This is a genomic window from Roseateles sp. P5_E11 (assembly GCF_054049355.1).
Genome location: NZ_JBFUMO010000038.1, coordinates 1 through 21,991, shown reverse-complemented (window position 1 = coordinate 21,991; position 21,991 = coordinate 1). Strand labels below are relative to the sequence as shown.

Here is a 21,991-nt window from a genome sequence, read left to right as displayed (position 1 = left end):
GTTCAAGGCCTACTTGGCGAACCCGGCTCCATTTCCCCCCTGAGCTCAACGGGAGAACAAGGAACTGCGATTCTGAGCCGGTCGTTACGCCACCCGCTTCGTGATGATGAGTACGGGGGCCGGCACGAGCCGTGGTTCGCTCAAGCTTGCCGAGCCGCGGCCAACAGCAGAAGCAATGTTCCGCCGCTGTGGTGGCCGTGCAGCATGGAGCGGCAAATGGAGGCCTTCTCAATCTCAAGATTGGGACGGCGGCGGAGTGGCTCCATTTTGAAACGGCGCCGATATGGCCCGTCGCCCGTTCCTATGCGTGGCGCCCCAACACTGGATGGCTGCGGCGGGTCGGCCACCACTTGGACGGCGTCTAGCATTGTCTTCACCTTGGACAATTCCTCGCCTTGCCTCGACTTCGGGTGGCGCCACGATGGTATGCGAGCGGCGTCGCATCGGCCCGGTAGACCTCCTGTTGGCGGTCGTCACCGAAGGTCAGCAACTGGCCGAAAGCCGTCAGCCCCGCCAAGCTAGCTGCACCCCTCAAGCCCGCAGCGGCGTGGCCGCCAGCTGCGCCGTCGTCGCGTTGCGATAGGGCGCGCAGAGCTGCTCGACGTAGGCCTGGTGCTGCGGCAGCCCGGCCACGGTGCGCGAGACCTTGAGGTGGATGTCGCCGAGGAAGGTGGCCAGCTCCTGCTTGCCCATCAGGTCGGCCACCGGGTGGTAGCGCTCGGGCGTGATGCCCTGGCCCATCATGACCTGGACCCAGGAGTTCTCGGCGAACAGCTCGTCGCTGGGGCGGAAGACGCGGCCGGTCTCGCGGAAGAGGTCGATGCGGTGGCGCAGCGTGGCGGGCAGGTCCATCTCGCGCACGTGCTTCCAGAGCTTGGAGTCGGTGCGCTCGTTGACGGTGTAATGCAGCACGATGAAGTCGCGGATGTGCTCCAGCTCGCGCTTGGACTGCAGGTTGAACTCGTCGACGTCGGACTGCTGGATGCCGCCCTGCGGGAAGGTCTGCATCAGGCGGATGGCGGCGCGCTGGATGAGGTGGATGCTGGTGGACTCCAGCGGCTCGACGAAGCCGCTGGCCAGGCCCACGGCGATGCAGTTGCGATGCCAGACCTTGTCGCGCTGGCCGGGCAGGAACTTGAGCACGCGCGGCTGGATCAGCAGCTCGCCCTCGACGCTCTTCTTCAGCACCTCGGGCGCGTCAGCGTCGCTGAGCTCCTTGCTGCTGTAGACCAGGCCGTTGCCGACGCGGTTCTGCAGCGGGATGCGCCATTGCCAGCCGAAGGGGTGGCAGATGGAGCGGGTGTAGGGCCAGGCCTCGCGCACGGAGGCGGTCTGCACAGCCACGGCGCGGTCGCAGGGCAGCCAGTAGGACCAGTCCTCGTAGCCCACGCCCAGGGCTTCGCCGATCAGCATGGAGCGAAAGCCCGTGCAGTCGATGAAGAGGTCACCGTCGATGCGCGTGCCGTCCTGCATCTGCAGGGCAGTGATGTCGCCATCTTTGCCCTGCGGGCCGTCCATCAGCACGGCGCCGATCTTGCCCTCGATGCGCTGCACGCCGTAGCCCTCGCTCATGGCGCGCAGGTATTTGGCGTAGCGGCCGGCGTCCATGTGGTACGCGTAGTTCAGCCCATTGCGCGGCAGGTGGGCGAAGCGGTTGGCGTAGGCGGCGACCGTTTCGGGGTTGTAGTCGGTGTAGGTCTTGGACAGGCCTTCCGCGCGGCCCTTGAGCCAGAAGTGCTGGAAGCCTGCGCTCCAGTGGTCGTTGCCTGTCGAGCCGAAAGAGTGGAAGTAGTCCTGGCCGATGTCCTTCCAGCCCTCAAAGGCGATGCCGAGCTTGAAGGTGGCGTTGGTGGCGGCCATGAACTCGGCCTCGTTGATGCCGAGCAGGTTGTGATACGTGTGCAGCGCGGGAATGGTGGCCTCGCCGACGCCGACGGTGCCGATCTCCTCGGACTCGACCAGCTTGATGTCGAGCCGCTTGCCAAGCAGCTTGCCCATCAGGGCGGCCATCATCCAGCCGGCGGTGCCGCCGCCGGCGATGACGACGCGGTTGAATTCCTTCATGGTGGTGTTCATCGTTTCAACTGGGTCAGGAGTTGCGCGCGGGCCTGGCGCGAAAGGGTGTCGTCGATGGGGCCGAGCAGGCCGCGGGCGGCCTCGGGGATGTGGGCCCAGGTGGACTCGTCGGCGCCAAAGACGAAATGCTGGAAGTGGTGCTGCCAGACGCGACGCTCCTTCTCGGGCAGGTCGCGCAGCGTCATCAGCGCCAGGTGCAGGGTGCTCAGCGGCGAGTCGACGTAGTCCGGCGTCTGGCGCCACCAGGCGTTGATGAGCAGGTTGACCGGCGCCAGCCCTTCGATGTGGTGGAACCACATGCTGGGGATGAAGATGGCGTCGCCCGGTTCGAGCTCGGCCACCTCGCCGGCGTCGAGCGCACGGGCGAAGCGCGGGAAGCGCTCGAGGTCGGGCTTCTCGAAGTCGACCAGACTGACGGGCTGACCGGCAGGTGTCGGGTCGAGCGGGCCCATGTAGAGGTTGGCTATCTGCTCGGGCGGGAAGACCGTGAAGCGGCGCCGGCCGGCGGCGACGATGGCGAGGTTGTCCGGCAGGTCGTAGTGGGCGGCGATGCGGGTGCGGTTGCCCAGCCACAGGCTGACCAGGGCGTCGCGGTTGCCCAAGCCCAGCACGTTGGCATCGAGGAAGCTAGGCAGCACGGCCTCCACGGTCGTCGAGCCGACATAGAGGGCGGGTGGCTCGGGCGTTGCAGCCAGGCCGAGCAGGCCGGTCAGCACCTGGTCCAGCGTCGCGGCGTAGCGGCTGAAGTTGAAGCTGGTCAGCGTCTCGTCGGCATAGAAGACGCGGCCACGGGCCTCGGGCGCCAGCTGGAAAAGGCCGATGCGCACGCCGTTGTAGAAGCCCATCAGATAGCGGGCCAGGGCCTCGTCGGACTGACGTGCGGCCTGAACGACGGGCCAGTGCGCGAAGCCACCACGCACGACATAGGGCCGGTCGCCGGTCAGCAGTTCGGCGGGCAGGTTGTTCGGGTCGAAAGGCCCCGTCCAGGCCGGTACTGCTTGCATGATCAGAGCTTGCTTTGTCGCTCGACAAGGTCTTGCAACTGCTGCAGCGACGCGATCTGCATATAGATGGGCAGCAGATGGCCCTCGCGGGCCAGGGCTTCCAGCGCGTCGCCCGGCAAGGCGGCGAGGCGCTCCTCGTGGATGGTGAAGAGGCCCGACAGCCGGCCCGGCTCGCCGCTCGTCGATTCGATGTCGATGACGAAGGGCTCCAGCAACTGGTGGCGGGTCAGCGCCTCGATGAAGACGGGCAGGTGCTGGGCCTGGGCGTGCAGGTGCTCCATCAGCTGCACGACATGGTCGAGGTACTCGCTGAAGCCGCCGTGCGGCATGAAGATGGCGGTGCCGACCTCGCCATCCTCGGGCCGCACGATGCGCGGGCTGTCCATGTCGATGTGCAACTGCAGGCTGTCGTCTGGAGCGCGGCCGATCATGAAGGGATCGCGCTGCAGGGCCATGGGTACGACGGGGGCATCCCAGCCCGTGTCGGTCAGGAAGAGGTTCTGGCCTTCCTCCAGGCCGAACAGGGCGACGGGCTGGAAACCGGTCCCGGCTGCGGCGCCTTCAACCAGCTGGAAGACGATGGGGAAATGAGCCTGCAACTGGCGGAACTCGGCGGGCAGGGCCAAGGCCGACTGGCGCGCATCGCCCAGGGCGGCGGAGCGCTCGGCGTGGACGCGCAGATGGCGGTGGGTGACGTTGTCGAGCAGGGTGGGGCGGGTCATGTCTCGGTCTTGTGAATATGGTCGAGCAGGCTGCGGTGGCCGGGCAGGCCGGGCACGAAGCGGCGGGCCTGGCGGGAGGCTTCGTCGAAGCAGGCCTGGGCTGCCTGGAGTTTGGCGGCGGGCAGGCTTTCAGCGTCAGGGCGGAAACCCATGCCGTAGAGCACGTACTGGTAACTGGCCGAGGGGAAGACCTCGTCGATGCGGCCGAAGTCATGCCGCGCTGGTGCACGCATCTGCCACTGCGGCAGCAGCTCGCGCAGGCGCTCGGGCCAGGTGGCCGGGTCGCGATGGGCGCGCCAGTAGTCGCTGTCGTCGCGTTGGCTGAGCGCGTAATGCAGCTTCAGAAAGTCGATGACGCGGGCCCAGCGGTAGCTGAAGTCGTCGTTGAAGCGGCGCGCGACGGCTTCCATGGAAGCGCGCGTCATCGGCAGCTCGTCGCACAGCCGCTGGGCGGACAGCTCGACGAGTGCGAGGGCCGAGGCCTCCAGCGGCTCGATGAAGCCCGAGGCCAGGCCGATGGCGACGCAGTTGCGCACCCAGAACTGTTCGCGGTAGCCCGGGTCGAAGCGGATGGAGCGTGGCGTGGGCCGCTCGGCCGGCGCACCGGTGGCGTCGAGATAGGCGGTCAGCGCCGCATGGGCCTCGTCGTCGCTGGCGTGTGCGCGAGAGTAGACGCAGCCGACGCCGCGGCGCGAGGGCAGGCCGATGTCCCAGATCCAGCCCTTGGCCCAGGCGGTGGCAATGGTGCAGGAGGCCAGCGGCGCGTCGGCCTGGGCATAGGGCACTTGCACGGGCATGGCYGCATCGTTGAAGAGCACGTCGCGCTCGCTCTTCAGCGCCACGCCGAAGTGCTGGCCGATCAAGCGCGAGGTGAGGCCTGAGCAGTCGATGAAGAGGTCGGCTTTGATTTCGCCATGCTCGCGGGTCTGCAGCGCGGCAATGTCATCGTTCTCGTGCGACAGCACTGCGTCGACATGGTCGATGACGTGGTGCACACCGAGCTTGGCAACGGCGTGCTCGCGCAGCAGCTGGCCAAACAGGCCGGCATCGAAGTGATAGGCGTAGTTGGCGACGGCGGCGAACTCGGGCGTCTGCACCTGCTTGGGCGCGCGGCCGGCCTCGCAGACCTGCACCGAGGGGCTGACGACGTCGGCAAAGGGGCGCTGGCCTTGGGTGGCCAGCCAAGCCTGCACGAGGTCCGCGTCGCCGTAGCCGACGGGCAGCATGAAGGGGTGGTAGTAGCGGTCGCCATCAGCACCCGCGGCACCACGAGCCCAGCCGTCGAAGCGTGAGCCCTGCTTGAACGAGACCTGGCAGCGGCGGATGAACTCGGGCTCGGACAGGCCGATGCGGCGCARCGTGTCGCGCATGGACGGCCAGGTGCCTTCGCCGACGCCGATGGTCGGCACATCGCTGGACTCGATGAGGGTGATCTTCAGCTCGGTGTGTTCAGCGGCCAGCAGGCCGGCGACCAGCCAGCCCGCCGAGCCGCCGCCCAGCACCACCACCTCACGCAGCCTGTCGTTCAAGATCTGGTCCCCAGAAGTAAAAAGGGCCGCTCGCGCGGCCTCGCCAAGCGGCGAACAAGGACGGTGCCCCAGAGCGCGAGCACCGCCGAACCAGACTTTGCCTCACAAGAAAGGAAGGGAGAGTCCCGACTTTCCTTGAGGACCGACCGCAGCCGGCCCTGAGGCTCTCTCTTAGAACTTGTACCGTGCGCCGATCATGATGCGACGGCCCAATTGGGTGACAGCACCCATCTGGTTCTCGTTGCGCATGTGCGTGCGGGTGTACTCGTCGGTCAGGTTGATGGCTTCGAACTGGAAGCGCAGTTGCGGCGTGAAGTTGTAGCCCAGGCTCACATCCAGCTGGCCGAAAGGCTCCACGTACAGCGGCTGGGCACCTTCCACGCCGCCGAAGTTCGCCGCCAGGAACTTGCCGCGCCAGTTGTAGGCCAGGCGAGCCGAGTAGGTCTCGTTCTCGAAGAAGCCCACCAGGTTGCCGGAATCCCCCAGGCCGACCAGCACGTCGGTCTGCGCGCCTCGCTTGTTGTTGTCGTAGCTGAGGTTGGAGCGCACCTTGGTGAAGTTGGCCGACACGCCGAAGCCGCTGTTGCCGAAGATGTGCTGGGCGTTCAGCTCGATGCCGTTGAGCTTGCTGGTGCGGGTGTTGTTGATGTAGGTACCCAGGTTGAACATCAGCAGGGGGTCGTTGGGTTGGGCGGTGATGGTGCCCAGCGACGTGCCGGGTGCGCCGGGGCTGACGCCCGGGGCCGTCGGGAAGTTCGCGAAGATGTACTTGCGAATGCACTCGGAATCGGCGCCGCAGCCGCCAGCCGTTGAGGCCTGGTTGTACATCGCGCTGCCGACCGGCGTGTGCAGGCCGAACAGATTGGTTCTGGTGATGACGGCCTCGTTGTAGTCCTTGAGGGACTTGCGGAAGTAGCTCGCCGCGACGTAGCTGCTCTTGGCGTAGTAGTGCTCGGCCGAGAAGTCGATGTTGCTCGACTTCAGCGGCTTCAGGTCGGGGTTGCCTACCGAGCCCGAGCCGCCATCAACACGGGCCAAGGGGTCCAGCCGCTGCCCGCCCTGGATGGCATTCCAGCCCGGGCGGCCGATCGTCTGGCCGTAGCTGACGCGCAGCTTGGTGTCGGCCGTCACGTCGGCGCTCAAGTCGATGGACGGCAGGAAATAGCCGTATTTGCCTTCGCGCGACGCGGACCGCGTGCCGCTGAAGCTGATGGGGATTTCGTTGTTGGCAACCCAGGCCACCGACACCGGGATCTTCTCCGAAGACGGTGATTTCACCTTGGTGCGCTCATAACGGGCGCCGATGGCGGCCTCCATGGGCACGCCCCACTCCCAGGCCAGGTTGTACTGGCCGAAGGCAGCTTGCGATTTTTCCGTCGTGCGGTAGTCGTCCTGCCAGTCGAACGAGGCCTTCAACAGGGCGTCCGAGCCCAGGGACTTGATGGCCGCGGCGCGCAGGTCTTCGAAGTTGAAATAGAAGAACTGATTGAACAGGCGCGAGTCGTTGGAGCCCGGAATGCGGCTGAAGTACTTGCTGATCGAGTCGGCGTGCCAGATGTCGTCCGGCATGGCGGCGGGGCCACCCGCGGCGCCGCCGCCCCAGGTGTCGCGCTGCACGTTGGCGAAGGCCGAGCGGTTCTTCACTTCGGTCAGCGACAGGCCGAAGTCCAGGCTGCTGTCTTCGTTGATCTTCCAGTTGCCCTTGGTCTGCAGCTGGCTGACCTGGTTCTTCTGGTAGCTGTTGCCAAAGACCGAGCCCTGCAGTTCCTGCTTGGTCGGGTCCAGCGTCGCGCCCGAAATGCCCAGCACCGGGAACTTGTTGCTGAAGTCGACAAAGGTGTCGCCGCGGTTCAGCGAGGCGGTGGCCAGCGTCACGCTGGTGCCGAGCGGATCGTTGGCACCCGAGGTGGCGGTGGAGCGGTGGGCGTCGAGGTCAAAGCTCAGCGCGTCGGTGGCCTTCCACTTCAGGTTCAGGCCGAGCTGCTGGTTCTTGTTCTTGGTGCTGATCCGTGAGGCGCCCATGGCCAGGTCGGAGTTGGTCATGTGCTCGCCGTAGATGACGGGCGAGGAGGGAGAGCCGGTCTGGAATTCGCCGAACTGACCCCCGTAGTTGAACCACGCCGAGATGTCGTTGCGGCGCTGGCGGAACTTCTGCTCCGACATGACGAAGTCCAGCGTGCCGACGAGATCCTTGACAGGCTTGAACTGCAGCACGAGCTGGCCGTTCAGGCGCTCGCGGTGCACACCGGTGAACGAGTAGTTCAGGTTCTGCGGCACGCTGTAGATGGAGCCCACGGCCGGGCGGTTCTTGATCTCGGTCGACGTCTTGGGCAGGCCACCCCAGACGGCGTTCGGCCCGCTCCAGTCGTTGTCCTGGATGCCGTCAAAGGTCTTCCAGCCGCTGCTGACATTGGCCTGGGAGTAGCCGGAATCTCGCACTTGGTAGGTGCCCATCAGCGCGATGCCGAACGTGCCGTCGTTGGACTGCGTGCTGTAGATGCCGCTCAGTTCGGGCGTGGCGTTCTTACCCTGCTCTTCGCCAGGCAGGCGGCGGGCAGACTGGTCGCTCACCAGCTTCACGCCAACGCTGGCGACGGTTTCCTTGATGTCGAAGGGGCGCTGGGTGCGGACATTGATGGTCGCGCCCATGCCACCGGTCGGGCTGCTGGCGCGGCTGGTCTTGTAGACCTCCAGCGCTGCAACGCCATCGGAGGCGAGGTTGGAGAAGTCGAAGGAGCGCGAGCTGGGCGCACTGCCGTCCAGGCTGGCGCCAGGCATCTGGCGGCCGTTGAGCAGCACCAGGTTGAAGTCGGGGCCCATGCCGCGCACCGTGATGCGCGTGCCTTCGCCGTTGGCGCGGTCAATGGACACGCCGCTGATGCGGCTCAGCGATTCAGCGAGGTTGGTGTCGGGGAATTTGCCGATGTCTTCGGCAACGATGCCATCCACCAGGCCTGACGAGGAGCGCTTCAGATTGACCGAGGTCTCCAGCGACTTGCGGATGCCGGTCACGATCACCGTTTCAAGCTGCGTCGTGCTGGCCAGCGCCTGGGGCACCGAAGTGGATGCCGTGGGGCCGGCGTTGGGATTGGCCGGGCCCTGGCCGGGGCCGCCTTGGGCCAGCGCGGCGCCGGTGAACAGCAGGCCGCTTGCGGCAGCGAGGTTTGTGAGGCGAAGGGCAGGGCGTAGCTGTCTCATTCACTTGTCTCCAGTAGTTGTGATCTTGTCGAGTGGTGCTCGATGACGAGCTGAAAGCGCTTTCAAGAATACGCGAATGGCAGCGCTTTCAACCTAGGCAACACCCTCGGTCTGCTGCTTCGCGGCAACGCAGGACGGGAGGTTGGCGGGGCTATCCCGCGCTGGCCCGATGTGACCGCTCCCATGGGAGGCGGTGTGCAAATTGGGCGGGCGCTAAGGGTAGTTCTGGGTTGAAACGCAGCGAGCTGATGAAAGCAATGAAAGCGCTTTCAAATAATGATGCGTCTCGCCTCGAGGATCGGCCACATGGTTTACCCGAGCTGAACAACAGTCAGCCCCTCGCCCGGTCGCGCCACGCTGAACGCGGGCGCGCCCAAGCGGGGACCGCGCTGCGACTGAGCCGCAGCGCTTCGGCAGGCACATTACGTCCACTGGACGTGATGTGTCCGGCCTCAGCCCCCGAGGGGACGGCGATGCTTGCCGGATTGACCGGCAAGCACATCGCCTCACGCGGACCGGCTCGGGAGCGGCCCAGCGCTCGGCCCGCAAATGCCGATGCAGCTACCTTTGCATCCGGCGCGTGCTCTCACGCACGACGAGCTCGGGAGCGGGCAGTTGGGCCCTGGGTTTGCCACCACGCAGCATTTCGAGCATGGCGGTCGCGGCTTCCACGCCGATCTCGTAGACCGACTGGCGCACGGTGGTCAGCGGCGGCATGGCGTAGCGCGCCATGATGAGGTCGTCGAAACCAACGAGCGACACGTCGTCGGGCACGCGCAGGTTGCGCCGATGCAGGCCCAGGCAGGCGCCGATGGCCATCTGGTCGTTGGAGGCGAACAGGGCCGTGAAATGAGCATCGCGTTCCAGCAGCCGCGTCACCGACAGCATGCCGCCGGCTTCGGTGTAGTCGCTCTGCACGATGAGATCCTGGTCGACCGCGATGCCGGCCGCGGCCAGCGCATCAAAGTAGCCGTTCTGGCGCTCTACGGCATCGTCGTGCATGAGGTCGCCAGCGATGAAGGCGATCTTGCGATGCCCCTGGTCGATCAGATGCTGGGTGGCCAGGCGCGCACCCTGGCGGTTGTCGAAGCTGAAGCTGAACAGCTGGGGCCCGGACAGCTGGCGGCCAACGACGATGACGGGCAGGCTGTCGGAGACCTTGGTCAGCTCGGCGTCCGAAATGCGGCCGGCCAGCACGATGACGCCGTCGACACGGCGCGACAGCAGGGTCTCGATGGCCTTGCGCTCGTCGTCCTCATGCCAGTTGCCGGACACGAACAGCGGCACATAGCCGGCGCGTTCCAGCTCACGCTCGATGCCCAGCAGCGCTTCACCGTAGAACGGGCTGGAGATGATCTGCGTGACGACGCCGACCGAGAGCGTGCGACCGCCCGCGAGGCCCCGTGCCACCGGGTTGGGCCGAAAGCCCAGCTCCCGGATGGCGGCCTGCACGGCGTCCTTCTTGAGCTGGCTGACTGCGGCCGTGCCGTTCAGGATGCGCGACACCGTGCTCGGCGACACGCCAGCCAGTTCCGCCACCTGCTCCAGCGTGACGACGCCGTCGGGGCGGCTTGAAGGCGCTTTCTTGGCGGGAGTCTTGTCGTTCATCGGCAATGGCGAAGGGAAGCCATGAGTGTAGGTGCCATGAAAAGGGCCGCTGCTGCGGCCCTTTGGCGGTGCCTTGGTGCGAAACGCGGATCAGAGTTTGGTGAACTTGATCCAGTTCAGGTTCCACCCACCCTGGGCTGCGAACACGCCGACGTTGTAGGTGCCGGCATTGATGTTCACGGTGTGCGAGATGGTCGTCCAGTTTTGCCAGCCGCCGGTATTGGGCACGCCCAGCTGGCCGAGCTGGATGCTGCCCGCGTTGAGGTCTAGCGACAGCGTGCCGCCGGCAGCGCTCGCCACGCGGTAATCGACGCGGTAGCTGCCGCTGGTGGGGAAGGTCACGCTGTTGTAGGCCATCCAGTCGTTGGTATCGATCCAGCCGACGTTCTGGCCGCCCTCCGAGCAGGCTTCAAGCTGGACGCCGGCCTGTGCGCTGAAGGCCTCGGCTTCGATCTGCCGCAACCAGGCCGGGGCGGCCTTGGAGACGATGACGGAGGTGGCCCGGTCGTTGAAGCCTTGGTCCACCAGGCAGCCGGTGTCGCCGGCCCGGGTCACGCTGGCACCGGTGAAGTTGTCGCCGTCGAACAGCTGCACCTGGTAGCCGGCATTCACGCGCAGCGACGACAGGTCGTTGTCCCGCACGCCACGCGCCTGCAGCTGGGCCAGCGTGTAGCTGCCTTCAGGCAGGGCGGCGGCGTAGCCGGCGTAGTTGCAGTCCTGGTAGACCGTCGCCACGCCGCCGGCTGCCGGCGCGTAGACGCGCACATAGTCCACGTACATCTTGGCGGGCAGGGCCGCGGTGTTGACGTTGAAGCCCGGCCAGTTGCCGCCGACGGCGAAGTTCAGCAGCAGGAAGAAGTCCTTCTGGAATTCATCGGTGCCGTTGACGCCGTTGGCGATGTTGGCCTCGTGGTACTTGGTGCCATCCACATACCAGCGGATGGCATTGGCGTCCCATTCCACGGCGTAGACATGCCAGTCGGTCACGGTGGTGGCGATGTTGCCGCCGTATTGGGCGTACTGGCCGTTGTTGTCCTGCCAGTGGATGGTGYCGTAGACCTTCTGCTCGTCGTTGACGTGCTCCATCACGTCGATCTCGCCGGAGGCCGGCCAGCCGACCTGCGGCAGGTTGGCCCCCAGCATCCAGAACGCCGGCCAGGCGCCCAGGAAGGCGGGCAGCTTCATGCGCGCCTCGATGCGACCGAACTTGAAGGTCTTGAGCCCCTGCGTCTTCATGCGCGCCGAGGTGTAGGCCATGCCGCCGAAGTCCTCGCGCTTGGCGATGATGACCAGGGCGTTGTTCTCGATGGTGGCGTTTTCGCGCCGGTAGTACTGCAGTTCGTTGTTGCCCCAGCCGCCGGCGCCGGTCTCGAAGACCCAGTTCGGGCCGATGCTGCCGTTGAACTCGTCGCTCCAGACGAGTTGCCACTGGGCGTGGGCAAGGCCGGCAGCGGCCATCAGTAGGCCGGCCAGAACAGGCCGGACGAGGGATCGAAGCAGATTCATGAATGTCTCCAACAAGTGGTTGTGGTGCCCGTCGCCTGTGTCAGCGACTTGAAAGCGCTTTCAAGATTACGCGGACGAGCGCCCTGGCGGCAACACGGGCGTGTGCCAGAACTCAGGGACGGGTGGACCCGGGGGCGTGGCCGACCAAAAGGCGAGGTGGAGCCCGCAGCGACCGCCGCGGGCTCCGGTCAATGGATCAGGGCAGCGCGTTCAACGCATTGCGCACGCCGTTGGAGAAGGACTGCCCATCCGTCTTGTCCCAGTTGATAGACCAGGTCATGACGCCCTTCAGGGTCGGGTAGGCCACCGGCGGCTTGATGGCGCCGCATTGCGTCAGCTTGGTCAGGCAGTTCAGCGCCGCCGTGATGGTGGCGAGGCTGGCCTGGCCGCTGTTGGCCGACGACGGGCCCGACGGCAGGCCGAAGGCGACCTGGTCCGGCCGGATGCCGCGGAACACATACGGCCCGCTGCCGTTGTTGGTCGTGAAGCCCTCGATCAGCATGCGGCTGGCGGCCACCAGCATGTCGGTGCTGCCCTCGGCGAGTCCCTGCGTCGCATAGGGCGTGTAGACGGCGCCGTTGTTGTAGTACTGGACATGCAGCACCGAGAGTTCGTCGCGCAGGCCGTCGATGATGGGCAGATAGGCCCCCCAGATGCCGCTGTTGGCGACATAGCCGCCCTGCACATACGGGTGCTCGGGCGCCATCGACAGATAGAAGCTGCTGCCGATGTGGGCCTTCAGCTGCTTCACAGCGGTGACGAGGTTGGTGATGACCGGCGCGCCCGACGTGACGCCGGCGCCGCTCTCCAGATCGATGTCGATGCCGTCAAAGCCGTATTTGCGCAGGATGGCCTCGACGCTGTTGACGAAGTTGGTCACTTGGGTGGCGTTGGTCAGCGTGACCGTGCCGTTCTGGCCGCCGAAGGACAGCACGACCTTCTTGCCCTTGGCGCGCGCTGCGGCGATGTCGGCGATGAAGCGCGCTTCGCCGCCGGAGCCCGAGTCGAGGTTGAAGGTGATGCTGCCGTTGCCGCCGTCGTCGGCGAAGGCCACGACGATGACGTCGTAGGCGGCCGGCACATCGCTGATCGGGAAGGTCGGGCCCGACGGGTTGGTGAAGTTGTGCCAGTAGCCGATGAGCTGGTGCTTGGCCGAAGGCGGTGCGGGCGTGGGAGAGGGTGCTGGCGCCGGTGTGGGCGCTGGGCCGGGGGCAGGCGTGGGTGCGGGTGTTGGAGCGGGCGCCGGTGCCGGTGAAGGGGCGGGCGAGGGCGCCGGGGCGCCGCTGACGATGGTCCAGGGCTGGCCGCTGCCGGCCGGGCCGTTGTGCGTGGATGGGTTGTCGCCCTGGGTCCACCAGTTGGCCTTGTAGTTCACGCCCTGATAGGACACGACGGCGCCGGCCGAATAGGCGGTGCTGGCGCTCCAGGTGCCGGCCGGTGCGGGAGCGGGGGCGGGCGTGGGAGCCGGTGTCGGCGCGGGTGTTGGCGCCGGCGTGGGTGCCGGTGAGGGCGCTGGGCCTGAGGCCGGGCCGATGTCCGTCCACAGCGAGGCATTGGTCGGGTTCCAGCCGGTGGATGCGTAGTCGGTCTGGTTGACGTTGGCCTTGTAGATGCGGCCGTTGTAGGCCACGACCGTGCCGGCCGTGTAATAGGTGTCGGCCTGCCAGGCCGGGTAGGTCTGGGCAAAGGCGGGGTTGCTCAGCAGCAGGGCACCAGCGAGCAGCCAGGGCGTGGCCGCGCGCGGCAAAGGTGGGCGCGAGATCATGGAAAGTCTCCGAAGGGGATGGAAAAGGCCGCCGCCCGGCAGACCGGTGCGGCGGCGATTCAGCTCAGCGGAGCTGCTTACTTCCAGGGCGCGTTCTGCAGCGCCGGGTCGTCGACGAGATTGAGCAGGCCGGCGGCCTTCTTGCCGATGGAACCCGGCGAGGCCAGGGCCGCGCTGCCGCAGCTGCCGCTCGCCGTCTTGAGGGCCTGCCACAGCATGGCGCCGTCACGTGGGTTCTTGTTGGCCAGCGTGCTGGTCGTCACCGCGTTGAGATAGCGCTCCACCGAGTAGGCCTGGTTGATGTTGGCGCCATAGCTGTTCTGCAGGATGACCGAGCCGGTGCACTGCGCGTCGGCGTTGTTGACCACCAGCTGCGCGCCGGACCAGCCTTCGGGTGCCGTCTCGAAGCCGATGGACACGATGGTGCTGGCCGGGAAGAGCTGGCGGTACTGCTTCCAGGCCGTCACACCGTCGAAGTGCTCGAAGCGCGCGTCGTAGGTCATGATGTTGACGATGTTGAACGCCGTCTTCAGCGCCGGATAGGCGTTGACGAGCAGGCGCTCGCCGCCGGCCTTGCCGCCCCAGTAGCTGGTGCCCACGCCGTTGCACTGCGCGTCGCTGCCTGTGGAGGCGGTGCAGTCCGAGCCGGACGACCAGGCGGCCACCGTCAGGATGCGGCCGCCGCCGGCCAGGTCCACCGCCTTGCGCATAGCCTTCACCGCACCGGCGTAGGCGTCGGTGGTGATGCCGTCGACCTCGTAGTCCACGTCCAGGCCGTCGAAGCCGACGTCCTTCATCAGGTTGGACAGGGCCGTGATGGTCGGGCCGCTGCCCGCATGGCCTTCAGCCGACAAGGTGCCCCAGCTGTTGTACGTCGCGCCGCCCACGGCCAGGATGACCTTGATGTTGCGGGCGTGCAGGACATCGATGGCGGCCTTGATGTCCGAGGGCCGGCCGTTGAAGTTGATGCCGGTACCCGACCAGTTGTTGGCCGCCATGCCGCCCCACGAGAAGTTGGGCTGGGCAAAGGCCGCCACCACGTGGGTGTAGTTGGCCGGGATGCGCGCGAAGTTGCTGGCAACAAAGACCTGGTTCATGGTCATGCCAGTGGCATCGAACCAGTTGTCGCTCCAGCTCGGGTAGTAGACGGTGTAGGCGCGGCCGTTCTGGTTGGCGGACTTGGCGTTCGGATCGCTCAGGCCGGGCGCCGGGGCAGGCGAGGGGGCCGGGCTGGGCGAGGGGCTCGGGGACGGCGAAGGCGAGGGACTCGGCGACGGGCTCGGGCTAGGCGCTGGGCCGGTCGTGCAGGCGCCTTGCGACGTCCAGGGTTGGCCGCTGCCGACCGGGCCGTTGTTGGTGGCCGGGTCATTGCCCTGGGTCCACCAGTTGGCCTTGTAGTTGGTCGTGCCCTTGCTGGCGATGGCGCCGCCGCTGTAGGCCGTGCTGCTGGACCAAACCGGCGCGCAGGTGCCGGTGGGTGCCGGCGCGGGGCTGGGGGCGGGCGACGGGGCCGGCGTGGGAGCGGGTGTCGGTGCAGGTGTCGGGGCGGGCGTGGGCGCAGGCGACGGCGCTGGGCCGGAGGCGGGGCCGAGGTCCGTCCACAGCGAGGTATTGGTCGGGTTCCAGCCGGTGGATGAGTAGTCGGTCTGATTGACCAAGGCACGGTAGTTGTGGCCCTGGTAGGTCACGACGGTGCCGGCCGTGTAGTAGACGTCGGGCGCCCAGGCGGGATAGGTCTGGGCCAGGGCGCTGGTGGCGCTGGCGCCGAGTGCGAAGGCGGTGGCGGTGATGGCGGCAAGGCGACGCAGTTGCTGCATCGGGATGCCGGTAGAGGGCTGCTTCATGAGAGACGTTCCTGTTGTGCCAAGGTCTCGTTGAAAAGGAGAGTCCCAACGGGGCTCTCCGGCGGCTGGCCTGCCTCTCCGTGCGGGCTCTTTGGAGCTGGTTCTAACTGGTATGCATCCAGTTTGCGACTGCTACCACCTCTTGAATACCACTTTGCCACCAGTGATTTCGGCGTCACCGGTGGAAACCCGGAGTTCGGGTGACAAAACGTTGCTGTCGCGGGTTGGGAGCCTTCGTCTGAAGTTGCCCTAGGGTTTGTGCTGCTGGGGCGTCGCACCCGCTCGAAGCACAATCTTGAAAGCGCTTTCAAACCATGTCCGGCTCCCATTCCTTCCCCCGTCGCCACCTGCTCGCGGCCGCCCTTGGCAGCGCTGCCGGCCTGAGCCACGCCAAGGAGCAGTCGCCACTGACCGTGGCCGCATTCCCACTGGTCGACGTCATCGCCAAGGATGTGCTCAAGGGCTGGAACCAGCGTCACCCCGAGATCCGCACGGAGGTCATCAGCCGCCAGTACGACGACCACCACACGGCGATGACGACAGCGCTATCGACCTCCGGCCACTTGCCCGACGTCATCGCGCTGGAGACGAGCTACCTCGGTCGCTTCTCGCTGGGCACGGGGCTGGAGGATTTGTCGGCGCCGGCCTTTGGCGCCGAGCGCTTCAAGGACCGCTTCGTGTCCTTCGCCATCGAGACGGCGCGCAACCGCGAGGGCGCCATCGTCGCGCTGCCGACCGACATCGGCCCGGGCTCGCTGTTCTACCGCACCGACCTGTTGGCCCAGGCCGGCCTCAAGGAAGCCGACCTGACGCAGTCCTGGGAGGCTTATGTCGACGCCGGCATGCAGCTCAAGGCCAAGACCGGCGCCTACCTGATCGGCGACGTGCGCCTGCTCAAGGACATCATCGTGCGCGGCGGCACGCCGCCGGGCGAGGGCCAGTTCTTCGACAATCACGGCCGGGCGCAGATCACGTCGCCGCGCTTCGTGCGAGCCTTCGAACTGGCGCAGAAGGTGCGCCGCCAGAAGCTGGACGCGCGCGTCGAGGTCTGGTTCAACGACTGGGCCGAGATGCTCAAGCGCGGCCGCCTGGCCACCGAGCTGTCGGGCGGCTGGATGGCCGGCCAGATGGCCAACTGGGTGGCGCCGGGCACGGCCGGCAAATGGCGCGTCGCCCAGCTGCCGGAGAACACCTACTGCTCCTACGGCGGCACCTATTACGCCATCCCGCGCCGCTCGGCGCCCGAGCGCAAGCAGCTCGCCTGGCAACTGATCCAGGAGCTGACGCTGGACCGCCAGCGCCAGCTCGAGGCCTTCAAGTCGCAAGACGCCTTCCCGGCCCTGCTGGATGCGCAGCAGGACGCCTTTTTCGACCAGCCGGTACCCTTCCTGGGCGGCCAGCACGCCCGCCTGCTGTGGCGCGACGCCGCGCGGCGCATCCCCGTCGTCAAGATGCACAAGCAGCACAAGTTCGCCGACGAGGTCATCAACGCCGAGCTCGACAACGTGCTCGAGTACGGCAAGCCCATCCCCAAGGCCCTGGAAGACGCCCAGGCCTTGCTGGTTCACCGAGCGAATCGATGAGGGGCTTGCTTTTTCCGAGCGGTAGGTTGTTGCCTGCGCCCAGCCGGGATTTCGTCCCGGCGGCCGACTCACTTTCTTGTGCGGACAAGAAAGTAAGCAAAGAAACCGCCCCTGCAAAACCGCCCCTGCGGGGTTCCCTGCGATGCTCGAAGCCCAGGGCCGCGCCGAACTCGCGTCGCTACGCTCTGCTCRRACAGGCGTCGCGAAGTCAGTTCTTGAAGCGCGCTGCGCGCGCGCCCTGGGCTTCTGCGCTTCTCGGCGGTTTAGAAGGGGAGCCCCCAAACAGCCGCCAAAGCCAACAGCTAAACCCGAAAGCCAGCTGGTACCGGCTGTTCCTTCACCTCCCCTTTGAGCCCGCCGAGGAGCACAGGACCTTGAGGCCGCGAGCGAAGTTCGCTTCAAGAACTGACTCCGCGCAACTGTTTGACCGCAGCGTAGCGAAGGGAGTTTTGCGCGGGGCCTCAAGGTCCGAGCACCGCAGGGCAGCCCGCTGCGAAGCTCAGGGCCGGGCGGTTCGGGGGCGACTCTTTGCCTTCTTTCTGGTCGCTCAGAAAGAAGGTCGCCCGCCGGGGCGACGTCCCGGCATGGCCATCGGCATCAACCTCCGACAGCTCGCGGAGCGCTGACCTCATGCGCATCCCTGCCTCCTGGACGCCCTACCTCCTGGTCAGCCCCTTCCTGATCCTGTTCGCCGTGTTCGGCCTGTTCCCGCTGCTGTTCTCGGCCTGGCTGGCCTTCCAGTCCTGGGAGCCGACCAGCGGCATCGACTCGATGAAGTTTGTCGGCCTCGACAACTTCATCTTCGCGTTGACCGACGGCTGGTTCTGGAAGGCGCTGCGCAACACGTTGTGGCTGGCCTTCGCCTCCGGCGCGCCGCAGCATCTTGTGGCGTTGCCGCTGGCCGTCTTCCTGCACCAGGCCTTCGGGCGCTGGCGTGGCCTGTTCTCGGGTGCCTACTTTCTGCCCTACATCACATCCACGGTCGCCATCGCGATGCTGTTCGGTTCGCTGTTCTCGAACGACTACGGGCTGATCAACCAGGCCCTGCACGCGATGTTCGGCATGGAGAACATCAACTGGATGCGCTCCCCCGAGGCCATCAAGCCAGCCATCGCCCTCGTCGTGTTCTGGCGCTACGTCGGCTTCAACCTGGTGCTGTATCTCGCCGCGCTGCAGACCATCCCGAACGACCTCTACCAGGCCGCCAAGCTCGACGGCGCCAACGCCTGGCAGCAGTTCTGGCGCATCACCCTGCCCAGCCTCAAGCCCATGATCCTGTTCGGCGTCACCCTGTCCCTGATCGGCGGGCTGCAGCTGTTCGAGGAGCCCTTCATCCTGACCAATGGCAAGGGCGGTGCCGACCAGCAGGCCATGACGGTGGCCATGTACCTCTACCGCGAGGCCTTCGACTTCAGCGACTTCGGCGGCGCCAGTGCRCTGGCCTGGATCATGTTCGGCGTCATCGCGCTGCTGACCTGGCTGACCAACAAGGCCTTTGCGGACAGGCGGGTGCAGGCATGAAGAGGGTTCCGAAGTACGCGGCCTACGCGGTTGTCGGCGCTGGTGCGCTGATCATGCTGGCGCCGTTCTATTTCATGTTCGTGTTCGCGACCCAGTCGCGCACCGACATCTTCAACGTACCGCCGCCGCTGTTCTTCAGCACCGAGCTGCTCAACAACATCGCCGTGTTGACGACGCGCCTGCCGTTCTGGAAGAACGTCGGCTGGAGCCTCTACGTCGGCCTGATGTCCACGGCGCTGACGCTGCTGTTCTGCTCCATGGCCGGCTATGCCTTCGCGATGCTGGAGTTCCGCTTCAAGAAGGCGTTGTTCGCCCTCGTCATGGGGACCATGATGGTGCCCGCCTTCATGAACATGATTCCGACCTTCATGGTCATGGACACCCTGGGCTGGATAGACACCCACCGGGCCCTGTACCTGCCGGGTGCGGCCAGCGCCTTCGGCATCTTCCTGATGCGCCAGTTCGCGGCCAGCACGGTGCCGCACGAGCTGATCAACGCCGCGCGCATCGACGGCTGCAGCGAGGTGGGCATCTACTGGCGCATCGCGCTGCCGCTGATGAAGCCGGCGCTGGGCACGCTCGGCCTCATCACCTTCATCAGTTCATGGAACAACTTCATGAACCCGCTGATCGTCATGCGCACGGCCGAGAACTACACGCTGCCGCTGGCCCTGCGCAGCCTTTTCAGCACCACGAGCACCGAATGGGGCGCCCTGATGGCCGGCTCGGCCATCGCGACGTTGCCCCTGCTCGTCCTTTTCGTCATCTCGTCGCGCCAGCTCATCGCCGGCCTCACGGCGGGCGCCGTCAAATAAGAACAGTCCATGACTCCTCTGCACCGCCCTCTGCACCAGCAATTTCCGCCCAACTTTGTGTGGGGCGTCGCCACCAGCAGCTTCCAGATCGAAGGCGCCGCCCACGCGGACGGCAAGGGCGAGTCCATCTGGGACCGCTTCTGCAGGCAGCCCGGCGCTATTGCCGACGGCAGCAATGGCGAAGTGGCATGCGACCACTTCAACCGCCTCGACGAAGACCTCGACCTGATCGCGTCGCTGGGCGTCAACTGCTACCGCTTCTCCATCGCCTGGCCGCGCGTGCAGGCCAAGGGCTACGGCGACTTCAACCCCAAGGGCCTGGACTTCTACGAGCGCCTCGTCGACGGCCTCAAGGCACGCGGCATCCAGGCCTTCGCGACGCTGAACCACTGGGACCTGCCGCAGGGCCTGCAGGACCGCGGCGGCTGGAACGACCGCGATACGGTGCACCGCTTCGTCGACTACGCCCGCCATGTGCAGGCCCGCATCGGCGACCGCGTCGACGGCATCACCACGCACAACGAGCCCTGGGTCGTCGCCGTGCTGGGCAATGAGCAGGGCAACTTCGCGCCCGGCATCAAGAGCCGCAGAACAGCCATCCAGGTCTGCCACCACCTGCTGCTCAGCCACGGCCTGGCCCTGCAGGCGCTGCGGGCCGACGGCGCCAGGAGCCAGCTCGGCATCGTGCTCAACCTGTCGTCCACCGTGCCGGCCACCGCCATGCCCGAGGACGTCGCCGCCGCGGCCATGGCCGACGCCCGCAGCCGCCGCTGGTATGCCGACCCGCTGTTCAAGGGCAGCTATCCCGAGGAGGTGATGGCCGAGCTGGGTGGAGACGCGCCTGTCGTGCATGCCGGCGACATGGCCGCGATCGCCCAGCCGATGGACTACCTCGGCGTCAACTACTACACCCGTACCGTCGTGTCGGCGAGCGGCGCGGACTGGAAGCCCGAGGAGCGCGGCCTGCCGGTGTCGGACATGGGCTGGGAGATCTATGCCGACGGCCTGACCGACCTGCTCGTGCTGCTGCACCGCGACTACCCCGGCCTGCCGCCCGTCTACGTCACCGAGAACGGCGGCGCCTTCAAGGACCAGACCGTCGTTAACGGCCGCGTGCAGGACGACGACCGCATCGCCTACCTGCACGACCACATCGCGGCCGTGGCCAGCGCCATGCAGAAGGGCGTGCCCATGGCCGGCTACATGGTCTGGAGCCTGATGGACAACTTCGAATGGGCCAGCGGTTACCTGAAGCGCTTCGGTATCGTGCACGTCGACTACGAGACGCAAGCCCGCACGCCCAAGGCCAGCGCCGAGTGGTACCGCGACTTCCTGCGCGATTGGCGGGGATAGGCCCACCCCCTACCGGCTGCGCCGGCCCCTCAAGGGGGCGTCGCCAGCGGCCTGGCAAAGCCAGTTCCGCGGCGCCCCTTGGGAAGGCACGACGCCTGATACGACAACTACGGAGACAAAAATGAAGCAAATCACTCCCACTCCCAGCCCCTGGCGCCATGTGCTGCCGGCCATCGCCTTCGTGCTGACAGCCTGCGGCGGTGGTGGCGGTTCGGCCACCGCTGCGCCGGCCCCCGCGCCCGCTCCCGCACCGGCCCCCGCGCCATCCAACAGCTGGACCCTGGTCTGGAGCGACGAGTTCGACGCTGCCGCCGGCACCGTGCCCAAGGCCGCCAACTGGAACTACGACATCGGCAACGCCGAGAACAGTGGCTGGGGCAACCACGAGTTTCAGTACTACACGTCCAACGCCCGCAATGCGCAGATGGACGGCAGCGGCATGCTCGTCATCACGGCCGAGAAGGCCAGCAACCCGGGACCGTGCTGGAACGCCAAGCCCTGTGACTACACGTCGGCGCGCATCCACACCAATGGCAAGGTCGGCTTCACCTACGGCAAGGTCGAGGCGCGCATGAAGCTGCCGTCCGGCCAAGGCATCTGGCCGGCCTTCTGGGCGCTGGGCACCGACCTCGCGACGGCCGGCTGGCCGAAGTCCGGCGAGATCGACATCATGGAATTCATCGGCAAGACGCCAAACACCACCTACGGCACTCTGCATGGCCCCGGCTACTCGGGGGCCCAGGGCATTGGCAAGCCCTACGACTTCGGCAAGCCGGTGGCGGATGACTTCCACACCTACACCATCATCAAACGGCCCAACGAGATCGTCTGGCAGGTCGACGGCGTCGACTATCACCGCCTCACGCCCGCGCTGCTGCCCGCTGGCGGCACCTGGGTGTTCGAGAAGCCCTTCTTCGTCATCCTCAACCTTGCCGTCGGCGGCGACTGGCCCGGCGCGCCGGACGCCACGACGCCGCTGCCGGCACAAATGAAGGTGGACTGGGTCAGGATCTACAAGGAGAACTGACCATGCGTCGTCTGCTTTGCGTCCTGACCCTGACCGGCGGCCTGCTCTGCGCTACGGCTGTCGCCCATGCCGTCGAAGTGAAAACCGCCTTCGGCAGCTTCAACGCCCCCGACGGCGTGACGGTGGTCAACCGCGAGGAGAAGCCCGACAAGGCCGGCAAGCCCACGGGGCTGGCGGTCTATTCGCGCACCGACGATCCCAAGGCCGTCTTCATCGTCTTGTGGAACTATGCCGAGCCCGATCCGGCCAAGCCCTACGACCCGCTGGATGGCGCGGTCAAGATCGGCAACCCCTTCGACAAGAAGCTGACCCGCGATGCCGCCAAGCCGGTGCTGGTGGGCGGCGTGGAAGCCGGACGCTACGAGGGCAAGCTGCCCAACGACCTGCGGGCCGTCAGCTATGTGGCCGTGAAGGGGGGCTACCGCCTCATCGTGCTGTTG

At 66.6% G+C, this 21,991-nt stretch carries 15 protein-coding genes; 6 read left to right on the top strand and 9 right to left on the bottom strand.

The window, feature by feature from the left end; genetic code table 11:
- Positions 1 to 531: 531 nt before the first annotated feature.
- The 9 genes from ACXJKR_RS05230 to ACXJKR_RS05190 form a co-directional block, all read right to left on the bottom strand.
- Complete coding sequence (locus tag ACXJKR_RS05230) at positions 532 to 2,076, bottom strand: tryptophan halogenase family protein (RefSeq protein WP_457321313.1); 1,545 nt, start codon at positions 2,074 to 2,076, stop codon at positions 532 to 534.
- Complete coding sequence (locus ACXJKR_RS05225) at positions 2,073 to 3,080, bottom strand: cupin-like domain-containing protein (RefSeq protein ID WP_457321311.1); 1,008 nt, start codon at positions 3,078 to 3,080, stop codon at positions 2,073 to 2,075. The genes ACXJKR_RS05230 and ACXJKR_RS05225 overlap by 4 nt, the downstream gene beginning before the upstream one ends.
- Positions 3,081 to 3,082: 2 nt before the next feature.
- Positions 3,083 to 3,802 carry a SapC family protein gene (locus ACXJKR_RS05220; RefSeq protein ID WP_457321309.1) on the bottom strand — a complete coding sequence of 240 codons (720 nt, stop codon included), beginning with the start codon at positions 3,800 to 3,802 and terminating at the stop codon, positions 3,083 to 3,085.
- Positions 3,799 to 5,331 carry a tryptophan halogenase family protein gene (locus tag ACXJKR_RS05215; protein ID WP_457321308.1) on the bottom strand — a complete coding sequence of 511 codons (1,533 nt, stop codon included), beginning with the start codon at positions 5,329 to 5,331 and terminating at the stop codon, positions 3,799 to 3,801. Before ACXJKR_RS05215 ends, ACXJKR_RS05220 begins: the two co-directional genes overlap by 4 nt.
- 171 nt (positions 5,332 to 5,502) lie before the next feature.
- Positions 5,503 to 8,529 (bottom strand): TonB-dependent receptor, encoded by a 3,027-nt coding sequence (locus ACXJKR_RS05210; protein ID WP_457321306.1) that lies wholly within the window; start codon positions 8,527 to 8,529, stop codon positions 5,503 to 5,505.
- A 561-nt stretch (positions 8,530 to 9,090) separates the two neighbouring features.
- Positions 9,091 to 10,137: a LacI family DNA-binding transcriptional regulator gene (locus ACXJKR_RS05205; protein WP_457321304.1), complete on the bottom strand. Its 1,047-nt coding sequence runs from the start codon at positions 10,135 to 10,137 to the stop codon at positions 9,091 to 9,093.
- A gap of 90 nt (positions 10,138 to 10,227) precedes the next feature.
- Positions 10,228 to 11,643, bottom strand: coding sequence for a carbohydrate-binding protein (locus ACXJKR_RS05200; protein WP_457321302.1), 1,416 nt, complete (start codon positions 11,641 to 11,643; stop codon positions 10,228 to 10,230).
- A 196-nt stretch (positions 11,644 to 11,839) separates the two neighbouring features.
- On the bottom strand, positions 11,840 to 13,408 hold the full coding sequence (locus tag ACXJKR_RS05195) for a chitinase (RefSeq protein ID WP_457321301.1): 1,569 nt from the start codon (positions 13,406 to 13,408) through the stop codon (positions 11,840 to 11,842).
- A gap of 77 nt (positions 13,409 to 13,485) precedes the next feature.
- Positions 13,486 to 15,252, bottom strand: a complete 1,767-nt coding sequence (locus tag ACXJKR_RS05190; RefSeq protein ID WP_457321299.1) for a glycosyl hydrolase family 18 protein — start codon at positions 15,250 to 15,252, stop codon at positions 13,486 to 13,488.
- Positions 15,253 to 15,566: 314 nt separating this feature from the next.
- On the opposite strand from ACXJKR_RS05190, the gene ACXJKR_RS05185 reads away from it, so the two are divergent.
- From ACXJKR_RS05185 to ACXJKR_RS05160, 6 genes are all read left to right on the top strand, one after another.
- A complete protein-coding gene (locus ACXJKR_RS05185) occupies positions 15,567 to 16,835 on the top strand; it encodes an ABC transporter substrate-binding protein (RefSeq protein ID WP_457321297.1) in 1,269 nt (422 codons plus the stop codon).
- A gap of 630 nt (positions 16,836 to 17,465) precedes the next feature.
- Entirely contained in the window at positions 17,466 to 18,356 is an 891-nt protein-coding gene (locus tag ACXJKR_RS05180; protein ID WP_457321295.1) for a carbohydrate ABC transporter permease, read from the top strand.
- A complete protein-coding gene (locus ACXJKR_RS05175) occupies positions 18,353 to 19,171 on the top strand; it encodes a carbohydrate ABC transporter permease (RefSeq protein ID WP_457321293.1) in 819 nt (272 codons plus the stop codon). The genes ACXJKR_RS05180 and ACXJKR_RS05175 overlap by 4 nt, the downstream gene beginning before the upstream one ends.
- Positions 19,172 to 19,180: 9 nt before the next feature.
- Positions 19,181 to 20,524 carry a GH1 family beta-glucosidase gene (locus tag ACXJKR_RS05170; protein WP_457321291.1) on the top strand — a complete coding sequence of 448 codons (1,344 nt, stop codon included), beginning with the start codon at positions 19,181 to 19,183 and terminating at the stop codon, positions 20,522 to 20,524.
- Between the two features lie 121 nt (positions 20,525 to 20,645).
- Positions 20,646 to 21,551, top strand: coding sequence for a glycoside hydrolase family 16 protein (locus ACXJKR_RS05165; protein ID WP_457321289.1), 906 nt, complete (start codon positions 20,646 to 20,648; stop codon positions 21,549 to 21,551).
- A gap of 2 nt (positions 21,552 to 21,553) precedes the next feature.
- Positions 21,554 to 21,991 (top strand): hypothetical protein (locus tag ACXJKR_RS05160; RefSeq protein WP_457321287.1); only part of this gene is annotated, 438 nt, incomplete at its 3' end.